This window comes from Salmonella sp. FC25216 (assembly GCF_057751355.1).
Genome location: NZ_JBDGON010000010.1, coordinates 36706 through 48281 on the forward strand (window position 1 = coordinate 36706; position 11576 = coordinate 48281).

Consider the following 11576-nt stretch of genomic DNA (forward strand, 5'->3'; position numbering starts at 1 on the left):
ATAAACTATGGGAAAAGTCGCGCCTGTCGCCATCGTACTGGCATTTGCTTTGTTTCATCATCAGACCCGGGGCGCAGAAGTGCCGCCGATCATTACATCCGAAGGATTAGCAACGAACCAGATGCTTCCTTCGCTGGATGGCTCCGCCGCCGAGTTACCGCTCAGCGCCGCCGCGCCGGGCAACCTGACGCTCAATGACGCGGTCAATCGCGCCGTTAACTGGCATCCTTCTATTCGCGAAGCCGTCGGCAAACTGCTCGCACAGAATCAACAAATAGAGGTCGCCAGATCGAAATATTATCCGCAAGTCAGCGCTGGCGTGAACAATGGGTACAGCAATACCTACACCGATCACGGGTATAGCCCCTCGCTGGTGCTGTCGGTATCGCAAATGCTTTATGACTTCGGCAAAGTGGCAAGCCAGGTTCGCGCCGAAACCGCAGGCGCAGCGCAGCAACAGGCCAATGTGTTGCTCAGTATTGATACCGTCGCGCACGAAACCGCCAACGCCATTGTTCAAACGCAGAGCTGGCAGCAAATGGTAGAAGCGGCGGAAGAACAGCTCGTCGCGCTGGACGGCATCGGTAAACTTATCCGGCAGCGCAGCGATGAAGGCGCCACGTCGCTATCTGACGTAGTGCAAACCGAAGCCAGAATCGAATCCGCCCGCTCGCAACTGGCGCAGTATCAGGCCAATCTCGACAGTGCGAAAGCATCACTGATGAGCTGGCTGGGCTGGAATTCGCTTAATGGCATCAATAATGACTTCCCGGCAAAACTCGCTCGCAGCTGTGAGACGTCGACTCCCGACGATCGGCTGGTGCCCGCGGTACTGGCCGCCTGGGCGCAGGCCAACGTTGCGCGGGCGAATCTGGAATATGCCAACGCGCAAATGACGCCGACGATTTCGCTCGAACCTTCCGTACAACATTATCTCAATGATAAATATCCCAGTCATGAAGTGCTCGATAAAACCCAGTATTCCACCTGGGTGAAAGTTGAGATGCCGCTTTACCAGGGCGGAGGGTTGACCGCCCGGCGCAACGCTGCCAGCCATGCGGTAGACGCGGCTCAATCGACCATTCAGCGCACCCGGCTTGATGTCCGCCAGAAACTGATGGAGGCGCGCAGCCAGGCAATGAGTCTTGCCAGCGCGTTACAAATCCTTCGTCGGCAACAGCAGCTTAGCGAACACACGCGTGAACTGTATCAGCAGCAATACCTTGACCTCGGTTCGCGCCCACTGCTTGACGTGCTTAATGCGGAACAGGAAGTTTACCAGGCGCGCTTTGCCGAACTGCAAACGGAAAGCCAGTTGCATCAGTTGCAACTGAACTGTCTGTATAACACCGGCGCGCTTCGTCAGGCGTTCGCGTTAAATCATCGCAGTATTCAATCCGTGGAGATCCAGCCATGACCCGCGCCGCCCCCGATATAGAAGAGGTACTCAGTGAGCGCGCGCTGAGCCAATGGGCGCAGGCCATCAGCCATGTCGCCGGTCATTATCGCGTTGCCTGTTCTCCCGGTTCGATTCAGGCCAACGCCCCGTGGTTTAGGGGGAAAAGCAGAACGACCGCCTTAACGCAGCTCGCGCGGCAGGCGGGTTTATCCTTTCATGCGCCGGGCATAGACAAAACGGCATTTAGTCAGTGGCGATTGCCATTGGTTGTCGAGCTCCGGGACGGGCAGTTATTGGTCATCGAACATGTTGATGGCGAAGATGCGGTAGATGTTTTTGTGATCGAAGAAGAGGGTCAGCGTAACCGCCTGACGCTCAACGAGTTATTGCCGGAGATCCGCTATGTTGCCGCGCTACGCCCGCTATCGGCGCTCAAGGATAGCCGCGTCGACCGCTATATCTCCCGCTTTAAACCCGACTGGATGCGCGAGTTGGTTCTGCAGGATATCCGCCCTTATTTACCGGTAATGGTCGCCGCCTTTCTAATTAACGTGCTGTCGCTGGCCGGGATTGTCTTTTCTATGCAGGTTTACGATCGGGTGATCCCCGCACAGTCGTATCCTACCCTGTACGTTCTCTCCTTCGGCGTGCTGGTAGCGGTGTTGTTCGGTTTTCTTCTGCGTGAAGCGCGTACGCACATTATGGACGTGCTCGGTAAACGTGCCGATATGCGCATTTCCGATCGGGTATTCGGTCATGCGTTAAGGCTGCGCAACAGCGCTATCCCCCGTTCCACCGGCAGTTTTATCTCGCAGTTACGCGAACTGGAGCAGATCCGCGAGATGATCACCTCTTCAACGCTGGCGACCATTGTCGATCTGCCTTTCTTTTTCCTGTTTATGATAGTCCTGGCGATTATCGCCCCACCGCTGGCATGGATAGCGCCAGTGGCGGCTCTGCTGATGATCCTGCCGGGCGTCGCACTGCAAAAAAAACTGGCTGTCCTTGCCAACCAGGCCGCCCACGAAGCGACGCTACGCAATGCAGTCTTAGTTGAAAGCGTTCAGGGGCTGGAAGATATTAAACTGATGCAGGCGGAGAACCGCTTTCTCCAGCAGTGGAATAGCTATATCCGTATTACCGGTGAGTCGGGTCTACGCACCCGCAAACTCACGCAAGGGCTTATCAGTTGGGGGATGTCGGTACAAAGTCTGGTGTATGCCGCGGTGATTATGTTCGGCGCGCCGATGGTCATTGAAGGCAGTATGACTACCGGCGCGGTGGTCGCCGCGTCGATGCTCGGCTCGCGGATGATCGCGCCAATGGCCAACCTGTGCGGCGTGCTGGCGCGCTGGCAGCAGGTGAAAGCGGCGAAGATGGGTCTCGACAACATTATGCAACTGCCCACCGAGACACAGCATGACGATAGCCTGATACACCGCGACATCCTCCACGGGCATTACCTCTTTGAAAACGCTCAGTTTCGTTACCATAACGACGATCAACGCATACCGCTGCGCCTCGTGCGTCTGGAGATCATGCCAGGCGAGCGGATTGCGATACTAGGGCGTAACGGTGCGGGTAAATCCACACTTTTACAGGCGATGGCGGGTGGCCTGGAGATGATTCAGGGAGAGGCCCGGATTGATAATCTCAGCTTGCCGCACATCGATATGGCGGATTTGCGCCGCAACATCGGCTTTCTTAGCCAGAACGCGCGGCTTTTTTTCGGTAGCCTACGTGAGAACCTGACGCTCGGCGCGCCACACGCCAGCGATGAACAGATTTTTGACGCGCTCGAAGTCAGCGGCGGCGCCGTCTTCGTCAGACGGCTGGCAAAAGGGTTGGATCATCCCATTATGGAAGGCGGTAACGGCCTGTCCGGCGGGCAGCGTCAGTCCCTGTTGCTGGCGAGAATGCTGCTGCGCTCCCCCAATATTGTGCTACTTGACGAACCCAGCGCCTCGCTGGACGAACATACGGAACGAGAGTTTATTCAGCGGTTACATCAATGGCTTGGCAACCGTACCCTGATCGTCGCGACGCACCGGGTACCAATACTGGAGCTGGTTGAGCGTGTCGTTGTCCTGAAAGAAGGGCAACTGGTGATGGACGCGCCAAAAGCGCAGGCGCTTAACGCGGATCGGATGCAAAGTCACCGTAGGGAGTGGAAAAATGAAAATCAGTCAGCATGATGCCGCGATGGACGATCCCGATATTCAGCGTGAACGGGCGTTTTCCGGCGCGGGTCGTATTGTTCTGATCTGCTCACTGTTATTTCTCATTCTCGGCATCTGGGCGTGGTTTGGCCGGCTGGATGAGGTTTCCACTGGCAACGGGAAAGTGATCCCCAGTTCACGCGAACAGGTTCTGCAGTCGCTGGATGGCGGCATCCTGGCGCAATTGACGGTGCGGGAAGGCGACAGGGTCCAGGCTAACCAGATTGTCGCCAGGCTTGATCCTACGCGTCTGGCGTCCAATGTCGGCGAAAGTGCGGCAAAATATCGCGCTTCACTCGCCTCCAGCGCACGGTTAACCGCGGAAGTCAGCGACTTACCCCTCGCCTTCCCCGATGAGCTAAACGGCTGGCCGGATCTGATTGCCGCAGAGACGCGTCTCTATAAAAGCCGCCGTGCGCAACTGGCCGATACTGAAGCCGAACTACGGGATGCTCTGGTATCGGTTAATAAAGAGCTGGCCATTACCCAGCGGCTGGAAAAAAGCGGCGCGGCCAGTCATGTTGAAGTACTGCGACTGCAACGACAAAAAAGTGATTTAGGCTTAAAAATTACCGACCTGCGCTCACAATATTATGTACAGGCACGCGAAGCGTTGTCGAAAGCGAACGCCGAGGTCGATATGCTCTCCGCCATTTTAAAAGGACGCGAGGATTCCGTTACCCGCCTCACCGTACGTTCGCCGGTACGCGGTATTGTTAAGAATATCCAGGTCACGACGATTGGCGGCGTGATCCCGCCTAACGGCGAGATGATGGAGATAGTACCGGTAGACGATCGTCTGCTGATTGAAACCCGTCTTTCGCCGCGTGATATCGCCTTTATTCATCCCGGCCAGCGCGCATTGGTTAAAATCACCGCTTATGATTACGCCATTTACGGCGGGCTTGACGGCGTAGTAGAAACCATTTCACCGGACACCATTCAGGATAAGGTGAAGCCGGAAATTTTCTACTATCGTGTGTTTATCCGCACCCATCAGGACTATCTACAAAATAAAATTGGACGCCGTTTTTCGATTGTTCCAGGCATGATCGCCACGGTGGATATCAAAACCGGTGAAAAAACCATCGTCGACTATTTAATCAAACCGTTTAATCGAGCGAAAGAAGCGCTGCGCGAGCGGTAAATCGTTGAGGATAAGAAGATACGGGGGCTGGTCACGCGTGTCACAAGTCTGTTATACTCAACTTACACATTGGGGCTGATTCTGGATTCGACGGGATTTGCGAAACCCAAGGTGCATGCCGAGGGGCGGTTGGCCTCGTAAAAAGCCGCAAAAAAATAGTCGCAAACGACGAAAACTACGCTTTAGCAGCTTAATAACCTGCTTAGAGCCCTCTCTCCCTAGCCTCCGCTCTTAGGACGGGGATCAAGAGAGGTCAAACCCAAAAGAGATCGCGTGGATGCCTTGCCTGGGGTTGAAGCGTTAAAACGAATCAGGCTAGTCTGGTAGTGGCGTGTCCGTCCGCAGGTGCCAGGCGAATGTAAAGACAGACTAAGCATGTAGTACCGAGGATGTAGGAATTTCGGACGCGGGTTCAACTCCCGCCAGCTCCACCAAAATTCTCCATCGGTGATTACCAGAGTCATCCGATGAAGTCCTAAGAGCCCGCACGGCGTAAGCCCTGCGGGCTTTTTTGTGCCCTCAATTTGTCCCGCGAAGTCCGAAGAGAACTAATTAAATCCGAACCTTTTAGGCCCATTGATAGGCCCAACGAAAAGCTCTATTGTTTTCGTTGGGCCTAAACGCATGGAGACTCCCATGGCAAGAAAAACCAAGCCGTTAACCGATACGGAAATCAAAGCCGCCAAACCTAAAGATGCCGATTACCAGCTGTATGATGGTGACGGGCTTACTCTGTTAATCAAGTCCAGTGGTAGTAAGCTCTGGCAGTTCCGTTACTATCGACCTCTGACAAAGCAGCGAACCAAGCAGAGCTTCGGTGCCTACCCTGCTGTCTCACTTTCTGATGCGCGTAAACTCAGAGCCGAATCTCGAGTTTTATTGGCAAAAGATATTGATCCTCAGGAACACCAGAAAGAACAGGTGAGGAATTCTCAAGAGGCCAAAACCAACACCTTCTTGTTAGTTGCCGAGCGTTGGTGGAATGTGAAGAAAACCAGCGTAACAGAGGACTATGCCGACGATATCTGGCGCTCGCTTGAGAGAGATGTTTTCCCAGCAATCGGTGATATCAGCGTCACTGAGATTAAGGCTCATACTCTGGTTAAAGCTGTTCAGCCGGTTCAGGCCAGAGGTGCATTAGAGACTGTTCGCCGCCTTTGTCAGCGTATTAACGAAGTGATGATTTATGCGCAGAACACAGGCCTAATTGATGCGGTTCCCAGCGTAAACATCGGGAAAGCATTCGAGAAACCGCAGAAGAAAAACATGCCAAGTATCCACCCGGATCAACTTCCACAATTAATGCAGACTATGCGTACGGCCAGCATCAGTCTGTCAACACGGTGCTTGTTCATGTGGCAACTTCTCACCATTACCCGCCCTGCCGAAGCCTCTGAAGCGAGATGGGATGAGATCGATTTTGATGCCAACGAATGGAAAATTCCTGCTGCTCGAATGAAGATGAACCGGGACCATACGGTTCCATTATCTGATGGAGCTCTCGCTATTCTGGAATTGATGAAGTCTTTCAGTGGTGGCCGAGAATTTATCTTTCCCAGTCGCATCAAACCAATCCAGCCGATGAACAGCCAGACAGTGAATGCAGCTCTTAAGCGTGCTGGCTTAGGAGGCGTTCTCGTATCACACGGTTTACGTTCTATCGCTAGTACGGCACTCAATGAGGAAGGATTTCCACCTGATGTCATTGAAGCAGCACTGGCTCATGTGGACAAAAATGAGGTACGTCGCGCTTATAACCGCAGCGATTACCTTGAGCAACGCCGTCCGATGATGCAGTGGTGGGCTGATTTTGTTAGCAAGGCCGACAGAGGGAGCATTGTTGAAACTGGGAAAACGGGGTTAAAACTTGTGGGCTGAATTTTGAGCTGGACTGGTGTTTTCCCAGCAAAGGTGCATTGGCTCAAACCTGTCCTGGAATAGATCGCCATCGAATCTGACAGTCTGGTTTGTGCCAGGAGCGGACGCTGCAGTATATTCCGCTTTCGGCTCGAATCGGACTGAGGTAACGTAGCGGAAATATTGTTCCGGACTCTACCAAGATGCCTTCCATCGAAACGTTTATAACTTTTCTTCTCGCGCTGACGCTTCTGGAGATTTCTCCGGGGCCAGACATGATGCTAACTATCGCCAGAGGAGTCGGTCAGGGAAGACGTATTGCACTGCTTACGGTACTGGGTAATGTATTTGTAGCAGGCTTTGTGCAAGTTTCTTTTCTTGTCCTGGGGCTGGTAACCGTTGTTCATGCCTGGCCGGTTGCGCTAGATCTGTTAAGGTGGGCTGGTGCGGCTTATCTGATGTGGCTGGGCATAAAAATGATTGCGACTTCAGGCACTGATACGCGGCTGCGGAAAACAGCAAAAATTTCTGACTGGAATGCCGTTAAGGAAGGCGCCCTGAACAGCCTGACTAACCCAAAATCCCTGCTGTTCATGTTTGCTTTTCTTCCTCAGTTTGTCGATCCCGCAGCGGGTCCTGTTTGGTTGCAATTGCTCGTTCTGGGTAGTATCCAGAAACTGGCAGGAATTGTTTCCCTGGGGTCAGTCGCGATGGCATCAGGAACATTTGGAAACTGGCTAAGTAAACACCCAGGCTTTATCAAATGGCAGGAACGATTTACTGGCGTTGTCATGATAGGCCTCGGTATCCGCATGTTATTTAGCGGGTCTGGTGTCGTATCGAAATCTGCCAATTAAGTTTTTCCGAATCGGTAAACCCAGGTCCGCTTCTCGCTCACAGCGGACCTTCAGCTCAATAACCTGGTCCGCATCGTGCCAATAGCGGACGTTGTTAAGCTCATGCAGTATGGATTCACGAAGAACAGACGTTATATTTTGTCCTGATTGACACGGGATGAAAGCTCATGATGGCTCTCTTTTCGCTCGCTGTAACGATCCGCAAGATAACCGGTTTGTCCCTTAAGCAGCAGTGTGATTTTAAACAGCTCCTCGGCTACATCGACGATGCGGTCATACCATGACGAAGGTTTCATTCGGCCGTTTTCGTCGAACTCTTGCCATGCCTTGGCTACGGAGGACTGGTTGGGGATCGTAAACATCCGCATCCACCGACCCAGAATACGCATCTGGTTCACTGCATTGAAGGACTGGGAACCACCGCAGACCTGCATTACCGCAAGTGTTTTTCCCTGCGAAGGACGAACTGCGCCTTCACTTAATGGTATCCAGTCAATCTGCGCCTTCATAACTGCGCTCATAGCCCCGTGCCGTTCCGGAGAACTCCACACCATCCCGTCACACCATCTGACCAGACCGCGCAGCTCGGTGACTTTAGGATGCGTGTCCGGTGCATCATCCGGCAGGGGTAAACCTGAGGGGTTAAAGATTTTTACCTCCGCGCCCATCGCCGTCAGCAGGCGACCAGCTTCTTCCGCGGCAAAGCGGCTGTAGGAGCGCTCTCTAACTGAGCCATATAGGATCAGAATCCGCGGCGGCTCGTGCAGGTGCAGGCGCTCGGCGATGTGTTGATCAAAGCATTCACTATTCAGGGCTGGAAATTGTTCCATTTTTCTACTCCGGAGAGATCAGAAGATTTCAAATTTAACATATATGATTTACCATATATATATTCTAAAGGGAACGGAGTGAAAAATGCTACAACCTGTTCAGCTTTTCAAAATCCTGTCGGATGAAACCCGGCTCGCCATCGTCATGATTCTCCGGGAGTCAGGAGAACTGTGCGTCTGTGATATCTGTGCAACCATTTCCGAATCGCAGCCCAAAGTCTCGCGACATATGGCTATCCTTCGCGAGGCTGGGCTGGTTCTGGATCGTCGTGAAGGCAAATGGATCCACTATCGTCTGTCCCCCCACATACCGGCATGGGCTGCTGAGACAATCACGACGTCCTGGCAGTGTATGCGGGAGGATGTGCGTGAATGGCTGGATAAATCAGCCTGCACCTCATGCTGAGAAAAGAAAACACATTTACATAATCATATATAACGGAGTCTGAGATGCTTTTGGCAGGGAGTATATTTTTACTGACGCTGATACTGGTGATCTGGCAACCCAGAGGCTTGAGCATTGGCTGGAGTGCGAGTATCGGGGCTGTGCTGGCGCTAGTAACCGGTGTCATCCATATCACTGATATTCCCGTTGTCTGGAATATCGTCTGGAACGCGACAGCGGCATTTATTGCTGTCATTATCATCAGCCTGCTGCTCGATGAGGCCGGCTTCTTTGAGTGGACCGCACTGCACGTCTCCCGCTGGGGGAACGGACGTGGTCGCCTGCTGTTTACCTGGATAGTGTTGCTCGGTGCCGCTGTCGCTGCTTTGTTCGCCAATGATGGTGCTGCGCTGATCCTGACGCCGATTGTGATTGCGATGCTGCTCGCACTGGGGTTCAGCCAGGGCACGACACTGGCCTTTGTCATGGCTGCAGGATTTATTGCAGATACGGCCAGCCTGCCACTCATTGTTTCTAACCTGGTTAATATCGTCTCGGCGGACTTCTTCGGTCTGGGTTTTACGCAGTACGCTTCCGTTATGATCCCCGTGGATGCGGCAGCGATTGCGGCCACGCTGATCATGCTGCATTTCTTCTTCCGCAGGGATATTCCGGCAACGTATGACGTTTCGCTGCTGAAGAAGCCTGCCAGTGCAATCAAGGATCCGGCAACCTTCAGGGCGGGCTGGATTGTTCTGTTATTGCTGCTTGTCGGTTTCTTTGTTCTGGAGCCGCTGGGGATCCCGGTCAGTGCGATAGCAACGGCTGGCGCAGCAGTGCTGTTTGTGGTGGCGAAACGAGGCCATGCCATCAACACCGGGAAAGTCCTGCGCGGTGCGCCATGGCAGATCGTTATTTTCTCGCTGGGCATGTACCTCGTGGTCTATGGCCTGCGCAATGCAGGACTCACGGAGTACCTGTCTGGTGTGCTGAATCTGCTGGCAGACAAGGGGTTATGGGCAGCGACGTTCGGCACCGGCTTCCTGACGGCATTTCTCTCATCAGTGATGAACAATATGCCGACGGTGCTGATTGGCGCGCTGTCGATTGACGGTAGTACGGCGACTAGCGTCGTCAAAGAGGCAATGATTTATGCCAATGTGATTGGCTGTGATTTAGGCCCGAAAATCACCCCGATAGGCAGTCTGGCAACCCTGCTGTGGCTGCATGTGCTTGCCCAGAAAAATATGACGATCACCTGGGGATATTACTTCCGCACCGGCATTATCATGACTCTGCCCGTGCTGTTTATCACTCTGGCCGCGCTGGCGTTGCGGCTCTCCATCACTTTGTAATGAGATACAGATATGAGCAACATTACCATCTATCACAATCCAGCCTGTGGCACCTCACGTAACACGCTGGAGATGATCCGTAACAGCGGTAACGAACCAACCATTATTTATTATCTCGATACTCCCCCGACTCGTGATGAACTTAGCAAACTGATTTCAGATATGGGTATTTCAGTACGTGCATTGCTGCGTAAGAACGTCGAACCTTATGAGCAGTTGGGTCTTGATGAAGACAAATTTTCTGATGAGCAGTTGATTGATTTTATGCTTCAGCATCCGATCCTGATTAATCGGCCGATTGTCGTTACGCCGCTTGGCACTCGTCTTTGCCGCCCTTCAGAAATAGTGTTGGATATTCTACCGGAAGGCCAGAAAGGAGCGTTTATCAAAGAGGATGGCGAGACGGTCATTGACGAAACGGGGAAGCGGGTTAATTAATCTACCCACTTCAAAATATCGGACGCCTGTTTACGCTATGCGGGCGTCCGCTTTTCGCTCATAGCGGCCAATCAGGTCAGGTATATGTCATAGGTGCGTCAGGTCAAATTTGATTTGAAAACAGAGTTACAGGGGCAATGAGCCCCTTTCGTTATCAAATAATCAAACTATAAGCTGACTTGTACCGAAGTTACGATAACCATCATGGAAATCTTTACTGTACTCTTTTGCCATGTAAGCAACCCGCAGCAGGAAGTCGTAATAATCGGGACTTAACGTTAACGCATCCTGCCGGGTGAACCAGGCACTGTGATTCTCAGGGAATTCAACCCGACTGGCATAGTAAGGATATTCTAGACCAATCGCACTGCACCATGCTTTCTGTATCCGGGTCCCCATATTATCAGCGTCAGGCTTACTATAATCGCCCAGATAACCGTAAACGTCTTTGTTGAACAGCAGAACCAGATGGTAGTGAGGGCGTTCCCCGGTTACACGCTCTCTTGCCCAGATATACCCGAATGGTGAAGGCTTACCAGCCCGACCTGAACGTTTGTGTTCTTCCCGTAGCTGGCTTTTCAGGGATTCTATAGCCCGAGTAATGGCTTTCTCATCATCTTTCTGAAAACATATCGGCATATCTGGCTCTCCAGACACATGGGACTGAGCAAACCGAAAATCAGCCCGTAACGTGAATATCCGGTCATGTTTCTCTGAAAAGTTAAATATGACATCGAGCGTTCTACGGAGCATATGCCATGATATCGAAGAGTCATATTTCTCTTTTGCTTCCTGTTGCAGGGCCTTAAATTCTTTTTCAGTTAATCTGTAAGGTGATTTCATAATATGAGTTCACTGGGTAATGGGTAGCCGATAGCTACCCAGGTTATTGTGGGGATGGTTTAAGCTGTGGTTACGGTACCCTATTGCAGTAGGATCACCTTAATTCACTGGTGTGTATTATGCTGTTTTATATACTTATTCTTGGTTGACATAGGTATGTATGGAAGACGGACATATATTACATATACCGGACTTACCAGGTGCCTAATACAACTGATTAGTGATAAGGGAAGCCGCTGCACACCT

General features: G+C 52.3%; 10 protein-coding genes and 1 other RNA gene. 9 read left to right on the forward strand and 2 right to left on the reverse strand.

Annotated features, from left to right (window positions below):
* Window positions 1-7 precede the first annotated feature (7 nt).
* From AC3G3F_RS18675 to AC3G3F_RS18700, 6 genes are all read left to right on the forward strand, one after another.
* On the forward strand, window positions 8-1417 hold the full coding sequence (locus AC3G3F_RS18675; protein ID WP_488395523.1) for a TolC family outer membrane protein: 1410 nt from the start codon (window positions 8-10) through the stop codon (window positions 1415-1417).
* Window positions 1414-3594, forward strand: coding sequence for a type I secretion system permease/ATPase (locus AC3G3F_RS18680; protein WP_023248980.1), 2181 nt, complete (start codon window positions 1414-1416; stop codon window positions 3592-3594). Before AC3G3F_RS18675 ends, AC3G3F_RS18680 begins: the two co-directional genes overlap by 4 nt.
* A gap of 7 nt (window positions 3595-3601) precedes the next feature.
* Window positions 3602-4765, forward strand: a complete 1164-nt coding sequence (locus AC3G3F_RS18685) for a beta-barrel domain-containing protein (protein WP_077918489.1) — start codon at window positions 3602-3604, stop codon at window positions 4763-4765.
* Between the two features lie 71 nt (window positions 4766-4836).
* Window positions 4837-5199, forward strand: a transfer-messenger RNA (tmRNA) gene (gene ssrA / locus AC3G3F_RS18690).
* Window positions 5200-5401: 202 nt separating this feature from the next.
* Window positions 5402-6643, forward strand: a complete 1242-nt coding sequence (locus AC3G3F_RS18695; protein ID WP_153259196.1) for an integrase — start codon at window positions 5402-5404, stop codon at window positions 6641-6643.
* Between the two features lie 182 nt (window positions 6644-6825).
* The gene (locus AC3G3F_RS18700) at window positions 6826-7479 is read left to right on the forward strand and encodes a LysE family translocator (protein ID WP_333121443.1); all 654 of its coding nucleotides are present in this window, start codon (window positions 6826-6828) and stop codon (window positions 7477-7479) included.
* 131 nt (window positions 7480-7610) lie between these two features.
* Here the strand turns inward: AC3G3F_RS18700 and arsH are convergent, their stop codons facing one another.
* A complete protein-coding gene (arsH, locus tag AC3G3F_RS18705) occupies window positions 7611-8309 on the reverse strand; it encodes an arsenical resistance protein ArsH (protein WP_047052018.1) in 699 nt (232 codons plus the stop codon).
* 85 nt (window positions 8310-8394) lie between these two features.
* Here arsH and AC3G3F_RS18710 point away from each other — a divergent pair, with 85 nt between their 5' ends.
* From AC3G3F_RS18710 to arsC, 3 genes are read left to right on the forward strand one after another with little or no spacing between them, the layout of a single operon-like run.
* The gene (locus tag AC3G3F_RS18710; protein WP_047041444.1) at window positions 8395-8715 is read left to right on the forward strand and encodes a transcriptional regulator; all 321 of its coding nucleotides are present in this window, start codon (window positions 8395-8397) and stop codon (window positions 8713-8715) included.
* A gap of 44 nt (window positions 8716-8759) precedes the next feature.
* Window positions 8760-10049: an arsenic transporter gene (locus tag AC3G3F_RS18715; RefSeq protein ID WP_047041442.1), complete on the forward strand. Its 1290-nt coding sequence runs from the start codon at window positions 8760-8762 to the stop codon at window positions 10047-10049.
* Between the two features lie 12 nt (window positions 10050-10061).
* The gene (arsC, locus tag AC3G3F_RS18720) at window positions 10062-10487 is read left to right on the forward strand and encodes a glutaredoxin-dependent arsenate reductase (RefSeq protein WP_047041439.1); all 426 of its coding nucleotides are present in this window, start codon (window positions 10062-10064) and stop codon (window positions 10485-10487) included.
* Window positions 10488-10649: 162 nt separating this feature from the next.
* On the opposite strand, the gene AC3G3F_RS18725 is transcribed toward arsC, so the two are convergent.
* Window positions 10650-11330 carry an inovirus Gp2 family protein gene (locus AC3G3F_RS18725; RefSeq protein WP_488395527.1) on the reverse strand — a complete coding sequence of 227 codons (681 nt, stop codon included), beginning with the start codon at window positions 11328-11330 and terminating at the stop codon, window positions 10650-10652.
* Between the last annotated feature and the right edge of the window lie 246 nt (window positions 11331-11576).

Coding starts and splice junctions, on each gene's coding strand:
- AC3G3F_RS18675 (WP_488395523.1), top strand. CDS start 8: ATGGGAAAAGTCGCGCCTGTCGCCATCGTACTGGCATTTGCTTTGTTT.
- arsH (WP_047052018.1), bottom strand. CDS start 8,309: ATGGAACAATTTCCAGCCCTGAATAGTGAATGCTTTGATCAACACATC.
- arsC (WP_047041439.1), top strand. CDS start 10,062: ATGAGCAACATTACCATCTATCACAATCCAGCCTGTGGCACCTCACGT.
- AC3G3F_RS18715 (WP_047041442.1), top strand. CDS start 8,760: ATGCTTTTGGCAGGGAGTATATTTTTACTGACGCTGATACTGGTGATC.
- AC3G3F_RS18680 (WP_023248980.1), top strand. CDS start 1,414: ATGACCCGCGCCGCCCCCGATATAGAAGAGGTACTCAGTGAGCGCGCG.
- AC3G3F_RS18685 (WP_077918489.1), top strand. CDS start 3,602: ATGGACGATCCCGATATTCAGCGTGAACGGGCGTTTTCCGGCGCGGGT.
- AC3G3F_RS18725 (WP_488395527.1), bottom strand. CDS start 11,330: ATGAAATCACCTTACAGATTAACTGAAAAAGAATTTAAGGCCCTGCAA.
- AC3G3F_RS18695 (WP_153259196.1), top strand. CDS start 5,402: ATGGCAAGAAAAACCAAGCCGTTAACCGATACGGAAATCAAAGCCGCC.
- AC3G3F_RS18710 (WP_047041444.1), top strand. CDS start 8,395: ATGCTACAACCTGTTCAGCTTTTCAAAATCCTGTCGGATGAAACCCGG.
- AC3G3F_RS18700 (WP_333121443.1), top strand. CDS start 6,826: ATGCCTTCCATCGAAACGTTTATAACTTTTCTTCTCGCGCTGACGCTT.